Annotated in this window: 18 protein-coding genes; 17 read left to right on the plus strand and 1 reads right to left on the minus strand. The window is 66.1% G+C overall.

The features are described 5' to 3' along the window. Position 1: 1 nt before the first annotated feature. Positions 2-991, minus strand: a complete 990-nt coding sequence (locus GUY37_RS07735; RefSeq protein ID WP_152348840.1) for an AAA family ATPase — start codon at positions 989-991, stop codon at positions 2-4. A 461-nt stretch (positions 992-1,452) separates the two neighbouring features. Between GUY37_RS07735 and mraZ the strand changes: the two genes are divergently transcribed. The 17 genes from mraZ to GUY37_RS07820 all read left to right on the plus strand — a co-directional run bounded on the left by mraZ (position 1,453) and on the right by GUY37_RS07820 (position 20,329). Further along, positions 1,453-1,884, plus strand: a complete 432-nt coding sequence (mraZ, locus tag GUY37_RS07740) for a division/cell wall cluster transcriptional repressor MraZ (protein ID WP_166824138.1) — start codon at positions 1,453-1,455, stop codon at positions 1,882-1,884. Positions 1,885-2,049: 165 nt separating this feature from the next. Then, positions 2,050-3,012 (plus strand): 16S rRNA (cytosine(1402)-N(4))-methyltransferase RsmH, encoded by a 963-nt coding sequence (rsmH, locus tag GUY37_RS07745; RefSeq protein ID WP_166824141.1) that lies wholly within the window; start codon positions 2,050-2,052, stop codon positions 3,010-3,012. Further along, on the plus strand, positions 3,009-3,575 hold the full coding sequence (locus GUY37_RS07750; RefSeq protein ID WP_228278428.1) for a hypothetical protein: 567 nt from the start codon (positions 3,009-3,011) through the stop codon (positions 3,573-3,575). The genes rsmH and GUY37_RS07750 overlap by 4 nt, the downstream gene beginning before the upstream one ends. Before the next feature lie 75 nt (positions 3,576-3,650). After that, positions 3,651-5,432 (plus strand): peptidoglycan D,D-transpeptidase FtsI family protein, encoded by a 1,782-nt coding sequence (locus tag GUY37_RS07755; protein WP_228278429.1) that lies wholly within the window; start codon positions 3,651-3,653, stop codon positions 5,430-5,432. Further along, the gene (locus GUY37_RS07760; RefSeq protein WP_228278430.1) at positions 5,432-7,003 is read left to right on the plus strand and encodes a UDP-N-acetylmuramoyl-L-alanyl-D-glutamate--2,6-diaminopimelate ligase; all 1,572 of its coding nucleotides are present in this window, start codon (positions 5,432-5,434) and stop codon (positions 7,001-7,003) included. Before GUY37_RS07755 ends, GUY37_RS07760 begins: the two co-directional genes overlap by 1 nt. Before the next feature lies 1 nt (position 7,004). Continuing rightward, positions 7,005-8,471: a UDP-N-acetylmuramoyl-tripeptide--D-alanyl-D-alanine ligase gene (locus GUY37_RS07765; protein WP_166824147.1), complete on the plus strand. Its 1,467-nt coding sequence runs from the start codon at positions 7,005-7,007 to the stop codon at positions 8,469-8,471. Next, a complete protein-coding gene (mraY, locus tag GUY37_RS07770; RefSeq protein WP_166824150.1) occupies positions 8,468-9,556 on the plus strand; it encodes a phospho-N-acetylmuramoyl-pentapeptide-transferase in 1,089 nt (362 codons plus the stop codon). The genes GUY37_RS07765 and mraY overlap by 4 nt, the downstream gene beginning before the upstream one ends. Beyond that, positions 9,528-11,072, plus strand: a complete 1,545-nt coding sequence (gene murD, locus GUY37_RS07775) for a UDP-N-acetylmuramoyl-L-alanine--D-glutamate ligase (RefSeq protein WP_166824153.1) — start codon at positions 9,528-9,530, stop codon at positions 11,070-11,072. Before mraY ends, murD begins: the two co-directional genes overlap by 29 nt. Position 11,073: 1 nt before the next feature. Further along, positions 11,074-12,657, plus strand: a complete 1,584-nt coding sequence (gene ftsW, locus GUY37_RS07780; protein ID WP_166824157.1) for a putative lipid II flippase FtsW — start codon at positions 11,074-11,076, stop codon at positions 12,655-12,657. A gap of 1 nt (position 12,658) precedes the next feature. Then, a complete protein-coding gene (locus tag GUY37_RS07785; protein ID WP_166824160.1) occupies positions 12,659-13,759 on the plus strand; it encodes a UDP-N-acetylglucosamine--N-acetylmuramyl-(pentapeptide) pyrophosphoryl-undecaprenol N-acetylglucosamine transferase in 1,101 nt (366 codons plus the stop codon). A 2-nt stretch (positions 13,760-13,761) separates the two neighbouring features. Beyond that, positions 13,762-15,177, plus strand: coding sequence for a UDP-N-acetylmuramate--L-alanine ligase (murC, locus tag GUY37_RS07790; protein WP_166824163.1), 1,416 nt, complete (start codon positions 13,762-13,764; stop codon positions 15,175-15,177). 5 nt (positions 15,178-15,182) lie between these two features. Then, positions 15,183-15,938 (plus strand): cell division protein FtsQ/DivIB, encoded by a 756-nt coding sequence (locus tag GUY37_RS07795; protein WP_166824166.1) that lies wholly within the window; start codon positions 15,183-15,185, stop codon positions 15,936-15,938. Positions 15,939-16,293: 355 nt separating this feature from the next. Beyond that, positions 16,294-17,478, plus strand: a complete 1,185-nt coding sequence (gene ftsZ, locus GUY37_RS07800; RefSeq protein WP_166824169.1) for a cell division protein FtsZ — start codon at positions 16,294-16,296, stop codon at positions 17,476-17,478. A gap of 1 nt (position 17,479) precedes the next feature. Further along, positions 17,480-18,238, plus strand: a complete 759-nt coding sequence (gene pgeF / locus GUY37_RS07805; protein ID WP_166824172.1) for a peptidoglycan editing factor PgeF — start codon at positions 17,480-17,482, stop codon at positions 18,236-18,238. Between the two features lie 78 nt (positions 18,239-18,316). Then, positions 18,317-18,835: a cell division protein SepF gene (locus GUY37_RS07810; RefSeq protein WP_166824175.1), complete on the plus strand. Its 519-nt coding sequence runs from the start codon at positions 18,317-18,319 to the stop codon at positions 18,833-18,835. 94 nt (positions 18,836-18,929) lie between these two features. Next, entirely contained in the window at positions 18,930-19,229 is a 300-nt protein-coding gene (locus GUY37_RS07815; RefSeq protein ID WP_166824179.1) for a YggT family protein, read from the plus strand. A gap of 305 nt (positions 19,230-19,534) precedes the next feature. Then, positions 19,535-20,329 carry a DivIVA domain-containing protein gene (locus GUY37_RS07820; protein ID WP_166824182.1) on the plus strand — a complete coding sequence of 265 codons (795 nt, stop codon included), beginning with the start codon at positions 19,535-19,537 and terminating at the stop codon, positions 20,327-20,329. Positions 20,330-20,445 lie beyond the last annotated feature (116 nt).

Genomic DNA, 20,445 nt, shown 5'->3' on the forward strand with positions numbered 1-20,445 from the left:
GTCACTGGTTCGTCGAGACGGGCACGCGGCCGATCACTCGACCGATGAGGTCGGCAGCCAGGTCTGCGTCATCTCCGTCGCGGGGGATGATGCGGTGGGCGAGGACGAACGGGGCCAGGGCCTGCACATCATCGGGGGTGACGAAGGTGCGACCCGAGAGGGCCGCACGAGCCTTCGCCGCACGCAGCAGGTGGACTCCGCCGCGCGGGGAGCTGCCGAGCAGTATCGCCTGATCATTGCGGGTGGCATGGAGGATCGCCACGATGTATTCGCGCAGCTGCCGACTCGCGGAGACATGGCGGACGATCGTGCGCGCCTGAGTGATCTGTTCGAGATTCGTCACCGCGGCCGCGGTCTCGAGCGGATCGTTCTGGATCTGGTTGTCCAGCAGATCGACCTCATCGGCGGTCGCCGGGTATCCCAGAGAGATGCGCGTGAGGAACCGGTCACGCTGCGCCTCGGGCAGAGCGTAGGTGCCCTCCATGTCGATCGGGTTCTGAGTGGCGACGACGATGAACGGCGTGGGCATCGGATAGGTCTGCCCGTCGATCGTCGCCTGTCCCTCGGCCATGCACTCGAGCATCGCCGACTGCGTCTTCGGGGACGCACGGTTGATCTCATCGGCGATGACGATGTTGGCGAACACCGGGCCCTGCCGGAACTCGAAGTGACGAGTCTCCTGGTTGAACAGGTTCACACCCACGACGTCGGTGGGCAGCAGGTCCGGAGTGAACTGGATGCGGCGCACGGAACCGTCGACGACCTTGCCCATGGCACGGGCCAGCAGTGTCTTGCCGACGCCCGGGACATCTTCGAGGAGGACGTGCCCGCCGGCGAGCAGCGCGATGAGCGAGAGCCCGACAGCGTCATCCTTGCCCTCGAGGACCGAGTTCATCGCCGTGCGTGCCCGCGACGTCAGATTCTGCACCCACTCGATGTGTTCGGCGCCGATCACGGAATTGGTCTGTGTACCTTCTTGGCTGGTCGACATACCCACCATTGTCCCTTAAAGCCGGCACCCCAGCCACACGAGCTTCTTTCAGCTTCGTCACTGCCGTCTCCTCCCCGCTCCCATTCCCTCCCCGAGGCGACCCCCACTCCACTCCCCACCCTCCGCCCCACTTTCCTCCACGCGGACCCTCCACTTCCCTCCCCACTCGCCTCCACGGTGGTGCGGGGAATCCGTGACGATCCGCGGATTCTCGCGGATCCCGGCCGTCATCGGCACTCTCGCCGAGGCGGCGCACCCTCACCGTGAACCCATCATCTTCCGGTCGTCCGACACTCCCGCAACGCGCCTTCGGGAAATTTTCCCCACTTTCCTCCACCTGTCTGACCTGGGAAAATAATGGGTCTTCGGCATCGGCGGGGTGAAAAGCTGGAATCTGTGGAGGGAAGTGGAGTACTGTGGTTGCTATCGGAGCCGATGGGTTTCGAAAGGGGTGAGACGACATGTTCTTGGGCACTCATATGCAGAAGCTCGACGACAAAGGTCGCCTCATCCTGCCCGCAAAGTTCCGCGAGGAGCTGTCGCCCGGACTCGTTCTGACCCGTGGCCAGGAGAACTGCCTCACCCTGTTCCCCACCACGGAGTTCGAAGCCGAGCACGCGCGAATCCAGAACGCGCCGAAGACGAATAAGGAAGCCCGCGATTACCAGCGTGTGTTCCTGTCGGCGGCATTTGCGGACCAACCGGACAAACAGGGACGCATCACGGTCCCGAACATATTGCGGCAGTACGCATCACTGACACGGGAAGTCGCAGTGATCGGCATGGGCAACCGAGTCGAGATCTGGGATGCACCGACCTGGGAGGACTACCTCGTCGGCGCTCAGCAGACCTTCGCCGAACGCGAGGAGGAGGTGATCCCCGGAGTGATCTGATTCTGCTCGGGTTTGATCCTTGCCCGCCGTGCTCGAGTTTCGGGGAACTTCCCCGTTTCCGAAGCTCGGACGTCCTGACACACTTCCCCGGTGGCAGGGCCACGGCGGTCAAGGTTCTGGCTCCAGCAGCGCACCCCCGACCACCCCCGTATGAAGGACCCACGAATGACAGCTCAGCACGTACCGGTGCTCCTTCAGCGCGTGGTCGAACTCATCGGCGTCGGGGTCGACGCCGCACGTGTTGCCGGACTCACCCCGGTCGTCGTCGACGGCACCTTGGGCATGGGCGGGCACGCCGAAGCCGTGCTGAGCGCCTTCGACGACGTCCACCTCGTCGGCATCGACCGCGATCTGCAGGCCATCGACATCGCCACCGCACGTCTGGCCCCCTTCGCCGACCGCACCGATATCGTCCACGCCGTCGACGATGAGCTGCCCGACGTGCTCGCCGACCTCGGCATCGAGGCGATCAGCGCGATCCTGCTCGACCTGGGGGTGTCCTCCCTCCAACTGGACGAAGACGAGCGCGGATTCTCCTACGCCCGGCCGGCGCCCCTGGACATGCGCATGGACCGCACCCAGGAACTCACGGCCGCGAAGGTGCTCGCCACGTACTCCGAATCCGAGCTGCGTCGCATCCTTCGCGAATACGGCGAGGAGAAGCTGGCCGGCAGGATCGCGAAGATCATCGTCACCGACCGGACGCACACTCCGTGGGAGACCTCGGACCAGCTCGCAGCCATGCTCTCGCGGGTGATTCCGCAGACGAAGAAGAAGTCGCATCCCGCCAAACGCACCTTCCAGGCCCTGCGCATCGAGGTCAACGACGAGCTCGGGGTGCTGCGCACCGCACTGCCGGCGGCACTGGAAGCACTGCACATCGGGGGAGTAGCCGTCATCGAGTCCTACCAGTCATTGGAGGACACGATCGTGAAGAAGACCTTCCGGGCGGCCACGACCTCCTCGGCGCCGCCGGACCTGCCGGTCGTGCCCGAAGCGCACCAGCCCTGGCTGACCGAGATCATCCGGGGCGCCGAAATGGCTGATGAGCAAGAAGCAGAGACCAACCCGCGGGCGGCGAGCGTCCGACTGCGGGCAGTGCAGAAGATCAGGGAGGCACGATCGTGAAGAACACACAGGCGACCGCGGGTCAGTCCCACTTCACCGAACGCTTCCGCCGGCTCGAAGAGGCCGGTGGCCAGCAGGGCGGGGCGAAGCTGCGGCTGCTCAAATTCGAGCTGCCCAAGTCCCGTCTGCCCTTCTCGCTGCTGTGTGTGGGGATCCTTCTCGCCACTCTCGTGGCCGTGCTGCTGCTCAACATCTTCGTTGCCAACACCTCGTATAAGGTCGACCAGCTGACGAGCGAGAAGGAAGCCCTCGCCGAACAGAAGGACCGCCTCGTAGAGGACAATTCGTACCGCGAGTCCCCGCAGAACATCGCGCTGGCCGCCGAAGAACTCGGCCTCGTCCGCGATTCCTCACCGGAATTCCTCGATGCGAAGACCGGAAAGATCATCGACGCACCGGGAATCGACGTCAGCGGTGAGAAAGAGCCCACAGTCGTGCCCGGCCCGCGTGCCGATACACGTGAAGACATCCGACCCAATCTACGATCGGATGAGAAGCTCCCGGTCGTCGGGGGCAGCCCGAGCCAGGACGTGGCGGCTCCGAGCCAGGAGGCGCCGAAGTAGTCCGAGCTCACCGGGACCAGGGAACGGCCTGACCGAACCATACGCCGACCACACCAAGGACCGAGGACTCAAGCTATGGGCTCAGCCAAGACCCGACTGAAGAAGAAGCGCAAGGGCGATGGCCCCAATCTGCGTCTGCGGATGGGCATCATCGCCGCGCTGTCGGTCCTCGCTCTCCTCATCACCTCCGGCCGACTCGTGTCGATCCAGGGCATGGACTCGATGAAGCTGGCGGAGAAGGCGCTGTCGAACCGGCTCGTCACCCGGACCCTGCCGGCCGACCGCGGACAGATCCTCGCCGCCGACGGCGCCGTGCTCGCCGACAGCGTCTCCCGCTACCAGCTCGTCGTCGACCAGCAGAACGTCGCCCAATACGAGGTCGACGGCGAACTCGTGGGTGCATGGGGTGCGGCCGAAGCCTTGTCGAAGCCGCTGAACACCGACCCCGGTCTGCTCTACCCGAAGCTCGTCGGTGACAAACGCTGGAACCCCGTCGCCAAGGGACTGACCTCGGAGACGTGGCGTGAGGTGAAGAAGCTCGGAGTCCTCGGCGTCTCCGCCGAGGAGTACGCAGTGCGTTCATATCCCGCTGGCGGAGTCGCCGGCAACCTCGTCGGCTTCCTCAGCTCCGACGGCACGGCTCAGGCCGGACTGGAAATGGCCTATGACGAACAGCTGTCGGGCACGGACGGCCAACAGCAGTACGAACGCGGGGCACGCGGAGAGATCATTCCGCTCGGCGACAACAACATGAAGGACGCCGTCGACGGTCAGGGACTGCAGACGACGATCGACCCTGCGATGCAGTACTACGCTCAGCAGGCCATCGAGGAGCAGCGGAAGAAGCACGAAGCCGAATCCGCCTCGATCGTCATCAAGGAGATCAAGACCGGACGGATCATCACCGCCGCGGACGCTCCCACTGTCGACCCGAACTCTCCCGGCAAGGTCGACGGTCCCGACCGCGGCTCGCGCATCTTCACCGACGTCTTCGAACCCGGTTCGACCGCGAAGATGGTCACCGCCGCATCTTTGCTCGACCAGGGGCTCGTGACTCCCGAACAGGAGTTCACCGTCCCCGACAAGTGGAAGGCGCCGAACGACGAAGAGTTCCGCGACTCCCACGAACACCCCGACGAGAAGCTCACCTTCGCCGGAATCCTCGCCGAATCCTCGAACACCGGCACCGTGCTGGCCGGAAAGGAACTCACCGAGGCGCAGCGCTACGAATACATGAAGAAGTTCGGCTTCGGCTCCAGCTCGGGCATCGGCTTCCCGGCCGAGACTGCAGGCATCCTGCACCCCTACGAAGACTGGGACGGACGCACGAAGTACACCGTGATGTTCGGTCAGGGTGTGGCCGCGAACGCGATCCAGACCACCGACGTCATCTCCACCATCGCCAACGGGGGAGTGCACGTGCCCTCCCGTCTGGTCGACGGGATGATCTCACCGAACGGGCGCACCATCTCCACCCCGGCAGGGGAGAACGAGCGGATCGTCAGCGAGAAGGCCGCCGACGAGACCCTGCGGATGCTCGAAGGCGTCGTCGCCGAAGGCACCGGCAAGTCCGCCCAGGTCTCGGGGTACCGAGTGGCCGGCAAGACCGGCACGGCCCAAGCGCCGGCCGCCGAAGGCGGAGGCTACGACGGATACACCGCCTCCTTCGTCGGCGTCCTGCCGGCAGAAGACCCCGAGCTCGCGATCTCCGTGACTTTGCAGAGGCCTCGAAACGGCTACTACGGTGGACAGGCCGCAGCCCCCGTCTTCTCCGACGTCGCGGGCTTCGCCATGCGGCATCTGAAGATCCCACCGTCGACGCAGAAGCCCGACCTGCCCGCTCGAGAATGGAAATGATGCGTTTTTCACAGCTGCTGCCGATCGCACCCGGCACCCTCCACGGCGACCCCGAGACAGAGGTCACCGGAGTTTCCCATGACTCGCGAGCGGTCTCACCCGGTCAGCTCTACGCGGCACTTCCGGGGGCGAACGTCCACGGAGCGAAGTTCGCCCCCGAACTGATCCGTGCCGGCGTCAGCGCCGTCCTCACCGACGAAGCCGGCTGGCAGCTCATCACCGAATCCCTCAGCGCGGACGAGGCAGACAGGCAGCTTCTCGCCGGAGTGACCGCACTCATCGTCGAAGCGCCCCGCTCCGTGCTCGGGTTCGTCTCCGCAGCCGTCTACGGGACCACCTCGGTGCCGGAGCTCATCGGAGTCACCGGAACGAACGGGAAGACGACGACGACCTACCTGGCCGACGGAATGCTCGCGGCGCTCGGCCACCGCACCGCCGTCATCGGGACTGTCGCCATCCTCATCGCCGGTGACACCGTTCCCAGTGTGCGCACGACGCCGGAAGCCCCCGAACTCCACGCACTGTTCAAGAAGATGCGCGAGGCCGAGGTCGACACCTGCTCGATGGAGGTCTCCTCCCACGCGCTCAGCCAGCACCGCGTCGACGGGGCGCACTTCCGCGTCGCAGGATTCACGAACCTGTCCCAGGACCACCTCGACTTCCACAACACGATGGAGGAGTACTTCGAGGCGAAGGCCCAGCTGTTCACCCGGACGTTCTCCGACACGGCCGTCATCGTCGTCGAAGACGAATGGGGCGAGCGGATGACGGAGGCCGCACAGGTGCCGGTGCGCACCCTGGGACGCGACGAGCGCAGTCAGTGGCGCATCGAACACACCCCAGGCGTTTCGGACTTCGTGCTCCACCTCGGCGAAGGGGAGAGCATCCGACTGCGCTCACCGCTGCCCGGCGACTTCAACGTCACGAACACGGCGCTGGCGGCCTCGATGCTCATCGAATCGGGCATCCCGGCCGCAGCCATCGACGCCATCGGCCGCAGCTTCGCGGCCACGGTGCCCGGACGGATGGAGATCATCGACGTCTCCGGACCGCGAGCTCTCGGGGAATCCCACCCGGAGGTCCTGCCGCGGGCCATCGTCGACTACTCGCACACCCCCGATGCGATCGCGAAGGCACTTAGGACCCTGCACGCCGATTCCGACGAACTCATCATCGTCTTCGGCGCAGGAGGCGACCGCGACCGCGGCAAACGCTTCGGAATGGGGCAGGCCGCGGCTCGTGAAGCCGATGTGATCGTACTCACCGATGACAATCCGCGCACCGAGGACCCGGATACTATCCGCGCCGCCATCAGGCAGGGCATCGACGCCGAGGTGGATGCGGGGCGGGCCCGTGTGAAAAAGATCATCGAAGTGCCCGATCGCGGTGCCGCCATCGATGAGGCGATCGCGGGAGCGGACGCCTGCGCAACCGTGCTCATCGCAGGCAAGGGGCACGAGACAGGCCAGACCGTGGGCACCGCGGTCACCGATTTCGACGACCGGGCCAGGACACGCTCAGCGCTGTCCATGCGACTGGGCGGCGCACAACCAGGTAAAGTTCACAGATGATATGAAGCGACTGACTGCAGCCGAGATCGCAACCGCCCTGAGCGGCGAGTTGTACGGCATCGACCCCGAGACCCCATTGACCGCCGGTGTGGTGACCGACTCGAGAGAAGTCGGACCCGGCGATATCTACGTCGCCCGCCGAGGCGAGAGCTTCGACGGCATCGAATTCGCCGCCGCCGCCGTCGAGGCGGGAGCGGCCCTGATCATCGGCGAATCCGTCCCCACCGTCGACGACGAGCCGCTGCCGTCCGTCGTCGTCGCCGATGCCACCGAAGCGCTCGGCCAGCTGGCCAAGCACAGCATCGAGGGCCTGCGCGCCGACGGTGAGCTGACCGTCATCGCGATCACCGGATCAGTCGGCAAGACCACCGTCAAGGACCTCGCCGCGGACCTGCTCTCCGGTGAGGCCGAGACCGTGTGGCCGCCGAACTCGTACAACAACGAGGTCGGTGTTCCGCTGACGGCTCTGCGGGCCGACGAGTCCACCCGCTTCCTCGTCCTCGAGATGGGGGCCCGGTCGATCGGCAACCTCGCCTACCTGACCAGCCTCATCCGGCCCGATATCGCCGTCGAACTCGCCGTGGGCACCGCTCATTCGGGAGTCTTCGGTTCGATCGAGAACACGGCTCGGGCCAAGGCCGAGCTCGTCGAGTCCCTGACCGCCGGGTCGACCGCCGTGCTCAACGCCGACGACACCCGCGTGTCTGCGATGCGCGAAGTCCTCGCCCCCGAGGTGACCACCCTGTGGTTCTCGCAGCGTGAGTCCCTGCCCGAATGGGTCGAAGCGGATGACCGGGTCGTGCGCGGCACCTCCGTGACCACGGACTCCTCCGGCCACCCGACCTTCACCCTCACTCTGCCCGGTGAGGAGCCGCGGGACGTGCGTCTGGCGCTCATCGGCGAACACCACGTCGGCAATGCCCTGGCCGCCGCCGCCATCGCCCACGCCTGCGGAGTCACCACGAAGTCGATCGTGACGACCCTGTCCACCTCCTCGGCGGCCAGCCGCTGGCGGATGGAGCTCATCGACTCGCCCTCGGGCGTGACCGTGCTCAACGACGCCTACAACGCGAATCCCGAATCCATGCGGGCCTCGCTGAAGACCCTGGCTTCGATGGGCCGCGGGGACGAGGAGACCAGCCCGCGCCGCACCTTCGCCGTGCTCGGTGAGATGCTCGAGCTCGGTGACGAGTCGGTGTCCGCGCACTCTGACATCGGCGAGCTCGTCGTGCGTCTCAACATCACCCGCACCATCGTCGTCGGCGATGGCGCCAAACCGATCTTCAACGCCGCGAACCTCGAAGGCTCCTGGGGCAACGAGGCGGCCTGGGTCGCCACGGCGGCAGAGGCGAGAGATCTGCTGAGCGCCGAACTCGCGCCCGGCGACATCGTCCTGTTCAAGTCCTCCCGAGACGCCGGTCTGCGCTACCTCGGAGACGAAATCGCCGGAGTATCGGGGGCCCAATGATTGCCGTACTGCTCGCAGCCTGCCTGGCTCTCATCTTCGCCCTTGTCGGCACCCCGCTGTTCATCCGGGTGCTCGTCAGGAAGGGATACGGCCAGTTCGTCCGTGACGACGGTCCGACCTCGCACGCGACGAAGCGCGGGACTCCGACCATGGGCGGCGTCGTCATCATCGGTGCCGCCGTGCTCGCCTACCTGCTCGGACACCTGTTCACCGGTTCCGTGCCGACGGCGTCCGGTCTGCTCGTGCTGTGGCTGGCTGCGGGACTGGCGGTCGTCGGCTTCCTCGACGACTTCATCAAGATCAAGAAGCAGCGGTCCCTGGGGCTGCGCCCGATGCCGAAGCTCATCGGACAGGCCTTCGTCGGCATCTCGTTCGCCGTCCTCGCCCTGCAGTTCCCGAACTCCTTCGGCGAGACCCCGGCCTCGACGAAGATCTCGTTCATCCGCGACACGAACCTCGACCTCGCCTTCGGGTCCGCGATCCTCGGTCTCATCCTGTTCGTCATCTGGGCGAACCTCATCGTCACCGCCGTGTCGAACGCGGTGAACCTCACCGATGGTCTCGACGGTCTGGCCGCCGGCGCCTCGGTGGTCGTCTTCGCCGCCTACGTCGTCATCGGCACCTGGCAGTCGACCCAGAACTGCAACCTCATGTCCGAGGCCACGAACGCCTGCTACTACATGCGCGACCCGCGCGACCTCGCGATGGTCGCCGGCGCCATGGCCGCGGCCTGCTTCGGCTTCCTGTGGTTCAACACCTCGCCGGCGAAGATCTTCATGGGCGACACCGGTTCGCTGGCCATCGGCGGCGCCTTCGCCGGACTGGCGATCATGTCGCGCACCGAGCTGCTGCTCATCGTCCTCGGCGGACTCTTCGTCATCATCACCCTGTCCGTGATCATCCAGGTCGCCTCCTTCAAGACCACCGGCAAGCGCGTGTTCCGAATGGCCCCGCTGCAGCACCACTTCGAACTCAAGGGCTGGGCCGAAGTGACGATCGTGGTGAGATTCTGGATCATCGCCGCCCTCTTCGTCATCGCCGGAATCTGCCTCTTCTATGCCGATTGGGTGGCCCGCGTTGGCTGATGAACCCACCACCGCCAAGGAGATCCCGGTCGCACTGAGCGGACCGAGCTCATCCCTGGCGGGACTGCGCATCCTCGTCACCGGTCTCGGCGTGACGGGATTCCCCGCGGCCGTCCACCTCGGCGAACGCGGTGCCGACGTCATCGTCATCGACGGTGACGACACCGTCGATGTGAGTGAGAAGGCGCAGATCCTCGAGGTCTTCGACGTCGACATCCGACGCGGACCCGAACACGTCGAAGCCCTGCCCGAAGGTGAGTTCGACCTTGTCGTCACCTCTCCCGGTTGGCGACCCGACCAGCCGGTGCTCGCGGCGGCCGCGGCAGCCGGAGTCCCCGTCATCGGCGAAGTCGAACTCGCTTGGCGGATCCGCGGGGCCAATGACGCCAAATGGCTGGCCATCACCGGCACCAACGGCAAGACGACGACCACGACGATGCTCGAATCGATGCTGCTGGCCGCCGGACTCAAGGCCAAAGCCTGCGGCAACATCGGCACCCCGCTGCTCGAAGCAGTCCTCGAACCCGGGCTCGAAGTCCTCGCGATCGAACTCTCGAGCTTCCAGCTGCATTGGCAGGAGTCGATGAGCGCCGACGCCGCGGCCGTGCTCAACATCGCTCCCGACCACCTCGACTGGCACGGCAGCGCCGAAGCCTACGCGTACGACAAAGCGAAGATCTTCCACAACGCGAAGCTCGCCTGCGTGTACAACTGCGCCGACGAGGTGACTCTGCACATGGTCGAGGACGCCGACGTCATCGAAGGAGCCAAGGCCATCGGCTTCACCTCCGGTGTGCCTCGCCCCGGTGAGCTCGGAGTCGTCGAGGACCTCCTCGTCGATCGGGCCTTCATCCCTCAGCGCTACTCCTCGGCCGCCGAACTCGCCTCCCTCGAAGACGTGGCGGTCGCCACCGGCGTCGCCGGCTCCCGCCCCGCTCCGCACCAGGTCGCCAATGCTCTGGCCGCAGCCTGTCTGGCACGCGCCATCGACGTGCCGGGCCAAGCGATCTCCGCCGGTCTGCGCAGCCACTCTCTCGGCGCCCACCGCATGGTCACCGTCGCAGAAGCAGACGGCATCCGCTGGGTCGACGACTCGAAGGCGACGAACACCCATGCCGCGAATGCCTCTCTGGCCGCCTTCGACTCGATCATCTGGATCGCCGGCGGACTGCCGAAGGGCGCCGACTTCACCTCACTGTTCGCCGACCACCGCGACCGACTGAAGGCACTCGTGCTCATCGGCTCCGATGACTCGGCCTACCGCGAGGCCATCGCCGCGACCATTCCCGACCTCGACGTCATCCGGATCGAACCGGCCCTGGCCGTGGACTCCGGAGTGCCGAAGCGCCGTGGGGAGGCCGTCGCCGCGGCCGCAGTCGAGGCCGCCGCAGGCGTGGCCGAAGCCGGAGACACCGTGCTCCTGGCCCCAGCCGCCGCGAGCATGGACCAGTTCCTCAACTACAACACACGCGGCGAACTGTTCACCGAGGCCGTCAACACGCATCTGGAGCGCTGAGATGGGACGGCAGACCACCGCGAAGGCGGATGAACGTCGCCGTCGCAAGCTTGCGAAGTCGACGGTCTCCGCATCCGCTCCGACGACGTCGAAGGATGCCGGAGTGAAGACCGCGGCAAAGACCTCGGGCGTGAAGACCGCCGCGAAGACTCCCACCGCGAAGACTGCTGCTGCGAAGTCTGCCGCGAGGAAATCCGCCACGAGGAAGTCCGCCACGACCACGACTGCCGGGAAGCGTCCGGCCGGGAGCAGGACGGCTGCTCCACGCGGTACGGCGTCCACGACAGCAGCGGTGGAGAGGAAACCGGCGAAAGCCGCCGGGAAGAACTCTGAGAAGACCGCCTCGGTGCTCGGGAGAGCGTGGGATCATCTGCGCGGCGATATCGCCGGTCTCTCCGCTCATCCGCTGACGACCTACTTCCTCATCCTCGTCTCCGTGGTGCTGCTCACGGGGCTCGGCCTGGTCATGGTGCTCTCCGCCTCATCGATCACCTCGTACGACGGGGGAGCGGGCTCCTCATTCGCCTACTTCAACAAGCAGGCGATGTTCGCCGGGGTCGGCCTCGTCCTCATGTACACGGCGAGCAGGATGTCGCTGCAGTTCTGGAAGCGGATCGCGTGGTTCGCGATCATCGGCGGACTCATCATGCAGGCTCTGGTCTTCGCACCCGGACTCGGCAAGGAGACGAAGGGCAATGCGAACTGGATCGGCCTCGGCGGATTCCAGATCCAGCCCTCCGAGTTCCTCAAGGTCGCCCTCGCCCTGTGGCTCGGCTTCATCCTGGCCCAGAAGGCCGGGAAGATGACCACCTTCGGCCACGCCATGATCCCCGTCGTCCCCGGAACCCTCGCCGCCGTCGGCCTCGTCGTCGCCGGCAACGACCTGGGCACCGGACTCGTCATCATGGCCATGGCGGTCGTCTGCCTGTTCGTCGGCGGATTCCCGATGAAGTACTTCCTGCTGCTGGGCAGCGTGCTGGCCGCGTCCGTCGTCTTCTTCGTCCTCAGCTCCCAGAACCGTCTCGACCGCATCCAAGCGATGCTCACCGGACATGCCGATCAGAGCGCCGCGGACACCATGGGCCAAGCCTGGCAGTCCAACCACGGACTGTTCTCCCTGGCCTCCGGCGGATGGCTGGGTGTCGGGCTCGGCGCCAGCCGTGAGAAATGGTCCTGGCTGCCCGAAGCCCACAACGACTTCATCTTCGCCATCATCGGAGAGGAGCTGGGGCTCGTCGGCACCCTCGTCGTCATCCTCATCTTCGCCGTCCTCGGCTTCGGAATGGTCCGTGTGGTGATGCGTTCGAACAGTCTCATGGTCCAGGTCGCCACCGCCGGCTTCTTCGCCCTCATCGTCGGCCAGGCCGGCATCAACATCGGCGTCGTGACCGGACTGCTGCCAGTCATCGGTCTGCCGCTGCCGTTCGTGTCCTACGGCGGCTCCTCGATCATCGCCTCACTCCTCGCTGTCGGAGTGGTGCTGTCGTTCGCCCGCACGGAGCCGGGCGCCGAGGCGGCCATCGCCGCCAACAAGGATCGGCTGCGATCCTCACTCGCCGTGCTTGCCCGCAAGAAAAGGAAATGAGATGACGAGCATCCTCCTCGCCGGTGGAGGCACCACCGGCCATATCTCGCCGATGCTGGCGATCGGCCGCGAGCTGCGACGGCAGCACCCCGATTGGGATGTCGTGGCATTGGGCACTCCCGACGGACTCGAAGCCGAAATCGTTCCGCGTGGCGGATTCGAACTGCTCACCATCGACAAGGTGCCCATGCCCCGGTCGATCAGCCCGGCGCTGCTGAAATTCCCGGGCCGCTTCCGCGGCAACATCTCCGCCGTCGGACAGATCATCTCGTCCCGCAGCATAGACGCCGTCGTCGGCGTCGGCGGCTACGTCTGCCCACCGGCGTTCCTCGCCGCCAGACAGGCGAAGATCCCGCTGATCGTCCACGAAGCCAACGCGAAGCCGGGAATGGCCAACCGCCTCGGCGCGCGACTGACCACACCCGGTCGGGTCGGGATCACCTTCCCGGACACGAAGCTGCGGAACTCGACTCTCGTCGGCATGCCCATGCCCACCGAGATCACCGATCTCGACCGCAGCGACGACGCACAGCGAGCAGGGTTCCGTGCCGATCTCGGACTGCGCGATGACCGCCCGGTCCTCGTCGTCACCGGCGGCTCGTCGGGCGCACAGAAGATCAACGAAGCCTTCCTGGCCACCGCGACCGCCTGCCAGGACGCCGGCATCCAGGTCCTCCACATCACGGGAGCGGGAAAGGGCGACGCTCTGCGCACGGTCGCCGCGGAACTGCCCGACTACCACGTCGTCGACTACGTCGACGGAATGCACCGGGCCTATGCGGTCGCCGATCTGCTCGTCGCCCGCTCCGGAGCCGCTACGGTCTCCGAAGCCACGGTCGCCGGAGTGCCGGCACTCTATGTGCCCCTGGCCATCGGCAACGGCGAACAGCGTCTCAACGCCTCCGGCAGCGTCGCCGCCGGGGCCTCGCTGATGGTCGACAATGCGGAGTTCTCCCCGTCGACGGTCGTCGAGACCATCCTGCCGCTGCTCGCCGACGAAACCCGCCGCGCCGACATGAGCGCAGCGGCACTGGAGCTGAACTACCCCACCGATGCCGCGGCCCGCATGGCCGCCATCGTCAATCGCGCGCTGGAAGGCTGAACATGACCTCTGCGAACACGAGTCCTGCGAACATCGTTCCCGTCGGTGAACTCGGAGCCGTCCACTTCATCGGGATCGGCGGTTCGGGAATGTCCGGAATCGCCCGGATCATGGTCATGAACGGAGTCGCCGTGTCCGGATCGGATGCGAAGGAATCCAACGTCGTCGACGTGCTCCGCACCCTGGGCGCCACCGTCACGATCGGACATTCGCCCGCCAACCTCGGCGAGGCCGATACGCTCGTCATCTCCTCAGCCATCCGCAAGAACAACCCCGAACTCGTCGAAGCGCAGCGTCGGGGACTGCGCATCCTGCACCGCTCCGGGGCCCTGGCCTCGCTCATGGTCGACCGGCGGGCCGTGGCCGTGGCCGGCACCCACGGAAAGACCACGACCACGTCGATGACCACCGTCGCCCTCCAGGCCTGCGGAGTCGATCCGTCCTTCGTGATCGGGGGAGTGCTGTCGACGACGGGCACGAACGCCCACCTGGGCACCGGAGACGTCTTCGTCGCCGAGGCGGACGAATCCGACGGATCGTTCCTCCTCTACGAACCGGCCATCGGCATCCTCACGAACGTCGAAGCCGACCACCTCGACCACTACGGGACACCGGAGAAGGTGCGCGAAGCCTTCATCGAATTCTGCGCCGGCATCCAGTCCCGCGGCGGCACGATCATCGCCTGTGCCGACGACCCGGGATCCCACGACGTCGCCATGCACTCCCGCAGTCAGGGAGCCGACGTCGTCCTCTACGGCACCTCCGACGACGCCGATATCATGCTGCGTGACCTCGACTCCGGAATCGGCTCGTCCTTCGTCCTCGACCTGCCCGGCCGGGACGACGAGCTGCGGGTCGAACTGCGGCAGCCGGGAATGCACAACGCCCTCAACGCCACTGCCGCGATCGCCGTGGCACACAGCCTCGGTGCCGATGTCGAACGCGCTGCCACCGGGCTCGCCGGATACGGCGGGACCCGCCGCCGGTTCGAAGAACGCGGGCTCGCCGGCGGAGTGCGAGTCATCGACGACTACGCCCACCACCCCACCGAAGTGCGGGCCGTGCTCAGCGCCGCCCGCGGAGTCGTCACCGACGGGGGACGCGTCTGGGCGATCTTCCAGCCGCACCTGTACTCGCGGACGATGGAGTTCCGGGAGGAGTTCGGCCACGCCCTCGGCCTGGCCGATGAGGTCGTCGTCCTCGACGTCTTCCCCGCCCGCGAAGATCCCGTGCCCGGAGTCACCGGAGCGCTCATCGCCGACCGAGTCCCGCACGAGAACGTGACCTTCCTGGAATCGTTCGCCGAGGCGGTCCCCTTCGTCGCCGCCCGGGTGAAGCCGGGCGACCTCGTGCTCACCGTCGGAGCCGGTGACGTGACGATCCTCGGACCCGAGCTGCTGAGCGCATTGGAGAGCTGAGGCCGATGGTGCCGCTTCCCCCGGCTCGGGCCGGTGACAACTCCACTGCGGACCTCACCGGAGTCATCCGGGCCCGCCGTCGGCAGACGTGGCGCCGCCGACTCATCGCCGTCGGCATCGTCGCAGCCCTCATCGCCATCGTCGCCGTCGCCTGGTTCACACCTCTGCTGGCCCTGCAGAAAGTCCAGGTCAGCGGCAGCCGACTGGTCGACACCGACCGAGTCAGCAGCTTCGTCCTCGACACCGAGGGCGGCAGCCCGCTGCCCCAGGTGCGTCCCGGTGCGGTCGAGCAGTCCGTGCTCAAGGAGTTCCCGAAAGCCGAAGCGGCCTCCGTCCGCTATTCCGGCCCCCGTGCCCTGAAGATCGAGATCACCGACCGCACCCCTGTCATCGCGATCGAAGGCGAATCCGGCTACCGCCTCTACGACTCCGAGGCCGTCGACCTCGGAACAGTCGACACGGCACCTAAGAAGCTCACCGTGCTCAGCGGGGGCGGGCACCAACCGGACAGAGAGACCGTGTCCGCGGTGATCCGGTTCATGGGCGACCTGCGGCCGGAGCTGCGCCGTCAGCTGGTGACGATCGAGGCCAAGGACGCCATGAGCCTCGAAGGTCGCCTCGACACAGGAGAACAGAAGGCCACAGTCGTGTTCGGCGATGCCTCCGACTCCAGCCTCAAGATGCGCACCGCCGCCCAACTCGCCGCGGAGGGCCGCACCGAGATCGACGTCTCCGTGCCTTCGGTGCCCGTGACCGACTGAGTCCCGAACCGACCGGCTCAGTCCCGAACCGACCGGCTCAGTGTTGAGCCGACCGGCTCAGTCCCGAACCGACCGGCTCAGTCCCGAACCGACCGACTCAGTCCCGAACCGATCGAGCCCCGAAGACCCGGGGGCGCCGGCCATGAGACCTCCGTGTCCGTCCCACGCCGGGCAGTCACCACGATTGCCTCCGTTTGGCCCCGACACACCGGGCGCGGAGTTTGGCCGAAGTCCGACACTCCGGGGAGAATGGTTGCAGTGATGTTGCCCCGCCCAATAGCCTCAGGGCAGAGAACACAGACCGATTGCACACGCAGACCCTGCGTGACCGAAGCGCTTGAGACGAGGAACCGACTTGGCTGAATTCCCACAATCCGGAGCGGATATCAAGGTTGCCGGAACCGGCGGCGGCGGTGTCAACGCTGTGCAGAGGATGATCGACGTCGGCCTGCGCGGCGTGGAGTTCATCGCAATCAACACCGATGCCCAGGCACTCGTCCTCTCCGATGCCGATGTCAAGCTCGAGATCGGACGTGACCAGACCCGCGGGCTCGGTGCAGGTGCGGACCCGGAGATCGGCCGCAAGGCCGCCGAGTCCTCCGAAGACGCCATCCGCGACGCCCTCGAAGGTGCGGACATGGTCTTCGTCACCGCTGGCGAAGGCGGCGGCACGGGAACCGGCGCCGCCCCCGTCGTGGCCCGCGTGGCCCGTTCGCTCGGCGCGCTGACCATCGGTGTCGTCACCCGTCCCTTCACCTTCGAGGGACGTCGTCGCTCCGCACAGGCAGAAGCCGGAATCGCGGCGCTGCGCGAAGAGGTCGACACCCTCATCGTCATTCCCAATGACCGTCTGCTCTCGATCTCCGACCGCAGCGTCTCCGTCGTCGAAGCATTCCGCTCCGCCGATGAGGTCCTGCGCTCCGGTGTTCAGGGCATCACCGACCTGATCTCGGTGCCCGGCCTGATCAACCTCGACTTCGCCGACGTCAAGTCGGTCATGCAGGACGCCGGAACCGCGCTCATGGGCATCGGTGCCGCGACCGGAGACGACCGCGCCGTGCAGGCCGCCGAATCCGCCATCGCGTCCCCGCTGCTGGAAGCCAGCATCGACGGAGCCCACGGAGTGCTGTTCTGCATCACCGGCGGCGGCGACCTCGGACTCTTCGAGGTCAACGAGGCCGCCCGTCTGGTGCAGGAAGCCGCGCACCCCGAAGCGAACATCATCTTCGGTGCCGTCATCGACGACAACATCGGTGACGAATGCCGCGTGACCGTCATCGCAGCCGGATTCGACAACTCCTCGCCGAATGCCGAGACCGCAGGGTCCGATCAGATCCCGGCGCCGATCCCGGCCGCTCCGGCAGAGACCGAGGCCGAGTCGCCCGTCATCGCCGAATCCGAGCCCGAGACTCCGGAAGCCGACGAGCCGGCGGCTGCTCCGCGCCGCAGCGAGGAGCACCAGATTCCTGCCTCGCTGCCGAACGAACGCAGCACCTCGAACTTCGACTCCGACCTCGATATCCCGGACTTCCTCAAGTAATATGCTGCGCTCGAGGTTCGTCATCCCGGGCAGGCGCACCGCCCATGTCGCCTTCACCGACCGGCACGGCGGCTATTCGAGCGGGGACTTCTCCTCGTTCAACCTCGCCCGTCACGTCGGAGACGATGACGAACTCGTCGCAGCCAACCGAGCCGCTCTCGCTCAGGTCATCGGCCTGAGCGGGGAGCGGCTCTCGTTCGTCTCCCAGGTGCACGGAACCGATGTGCACACCATCAGCGACGAGGCGCAGCTGCGGCAGGCATCGGTCGAAGCCGATGCCCAGATGACGACCGTCCCCGGGATCGGACTGGCGATCATGGTCGCCGACTGCACCCCAGTCATGCTCGCCGATGCCGAAGCCGGGGTCATCGCCGCCGTCCATGCGGGACGTCCGGGCATGGCCGCGGGCGTGGTCGGCACCGCGGTCGCCGCGATGCGCGAGGCCGGGGCCGGGGACATCCACGCGGTCATCGGCCCCTCGGTCTGCCCCCGCTGCTACGAAGTCCCGGCCGGGCTGAGAAGCGAGGTCGCGGCGATCGAGCCGACGGCCGCCTCGGTGTCGGTGACCGGCACACCGGCACTCGACGTCGCCGGAGCCGTCGCCGAACAGTTGGGGCGGGCAGACGTGACCATCGATCATTTCTCACGCACCTGCACGAAGGAATCCGAGGATCTGTTCTCCTACCGCCGACAGAAGCGGACGGGCAGGTTCGCCGGGATCATCTGGCTGCAGGAAGAAAAGACCGCGACACACCCGTAGGACTCACCTGCCCGGATGCCCGCGTGCGATAGTTTGGGCGACAGGTGAGCAAGTGCCGAAGTCCGAGGAGCTTTAGACATGTCAGCAATCAAGAAGACGCTGGAATACCTGGGTTTCGTCGAAGAAGAGGACGAGACCGCCCAGCGCACCGATCGTCGTGAACCCGCCCACCGGGACCGCGAAGTCGTCGAGACCTTCGACGACGTCGAGCAGTACGACGAACCGGCAGCAGCGGAAGAGCGGACTCCGGCCCCGGTGACACCGATCCATCCGTCACCGATCCGTCCCGTAGACACCCCGGCGCCAGGAACCTCAATGAATCGCATCAGGACCATCCACCCCCGCAGCTACAACGACGCCATGGTCATCGGTGCCGCCTTCCGCGAGGGCACCCCCGTGATCATGAATCTCTCGGAGATGGACGAGAACAACTCCAAGCGCCTCGTCGACTTCTCCGCCGGACTGATCTTCGGTCTGCACGGGTCGATCGAACGGGTGACGAACAAGGTCTTCCTGCTCACTCCCGAGAACATCGAGGTCGCCGGCGAGAACGAAGCGGATTCGGACACTCAGGCCAGCTTCTTCAACCAGAGCTGAACGCAGCCGAAGAATCTCTCAACTCGTCCTCAGCTGGAGCCGATAGGCTGAAGCCTCGGAACTCAAGCAACAACGAAAGGCGCGGGGGACCCACGTGGCCATCATCTTCTACATCCTCGGTACAGCTCTGAGCCTCTATGTCTACGTGCTCCTGGCGCGAGTCGTGCTCGACCTGGTCCAGGTGTTCTCCCGCGACTGGAAACCCTCGGGGTTCCTGCTCGTCCTCGCCGAGATCGTGTACACGCTCACCGATCCGCCGCTGAAGCTCCTGCGCAAGGTCATTCCGCCGCTGCGCCTGGGGCAGGTCTCGCTCGATCTGGGATTCATCGTCCTGCTCATCGGCATTCAGATCATCGCGTCAGTGTTCTTCAACCTCTCGCACGCCTCTGCCTGATCCCCGCTATCACGGTGATCTCGGGCGATGAGTCACTGCGATCGGGTGCCGGGAAGAGCATGAGTGATGTGCCGGTCGATTCACGGGAATTCGATTGCGTGTATACCGGATAACCGGTGAATATGCTCACCGGAATTGGCTGTTTGCGTGCCCGGGTTGTTAGCCTCGGATGCGTAGAACTTCGTCATTGAACGCAAGACACGCCATTTCTGCGGGACAAAACTGCAGGTGTTACGCTAATGTGACGTTGAAGCCGTCCTTCGGGGCGGCAGCGTAATGAATGTAGATCGACCGAAGGTGACCTCATGGCGCTCACGCCTGAAGACGTAGTAAACAAGCGGTTCCAGCATGTGAAGTTCCGCGACGGGTACGACCAGGACGAAGTCGACGATTTCCTTGATGAGGTCGTCGTTGAGATTCGCCGTCTCTACCAGGAGAACGACGAACTGCGTCAGAAGCTCTCCACCGCCGAACAGCGTGTGAAGGAACTCGAAGCCGGCGGCGCCACCGCCGCACCGGCCCAGGACATCGACGCCACTCAGGCGATGCCCGCCGCGGTTCCTGCACCCGAAGAGAAGGAAGAGGCTCCGGCTCCGGCCGAAGCACCTGCTGCTCCGGCACCGGTCGAAGAGACCCCGGCCCCGGTCGTCAAGGAAGCCGCCCCGGCTCCCCAGGAAGGCTCTGCTGCACCGGCGATGGCCGCCGGCGGAGCCGCAGGCGCCGGTCTCGGTGCTGTCGCAGCCGGTGGCGACGGAGACGCCCATGGCCTCATCGCTCTGGCCCAGCGCGTCCACGACGAGCATGTCGCCGAAGGTGAGCGCAAGCGCGACGAGCTCATCAAGGGTGCCGAGAAGGAAGCCGCCGACATCGTCGGCAAGGCCGAATCGAAGCGCGACGAAACGCTGTCGACCCTCGAATCGCAGAAGTCGACCCTCGAGCGTTCCATCGACCAGCTCTCGAACTTCGAGCGCCAGTACCGCACACGACTGAAGAGCTACCTCAACGATCAGCTGCGTGACCTCGAGAACTCCACGAGCCTGGCTCCGGAGACCCTCGACGGAAACGGCCCGCTGGGCGGTTCGTCGAACCACAAGCTCTGATCCCAGGGCATCACCGACCGAGGTCCGGGAACTCTTCGGAGTACCCGGGCCTCCGTTGTGTCCGCGCATTCCACCGGCACGCGGCTGAGTCCCTCAACGTCGGCAGTGGGCTAGAA

This window comes from Brevibacterium limosum (genome assembly GCF_011617705.1).
GTDB lineage: Bacteria > Actinomycetota > Actinomycetes > Actinomycetales > Brevibacteriaceae > Brevibacterium > Brevibacterium limosum.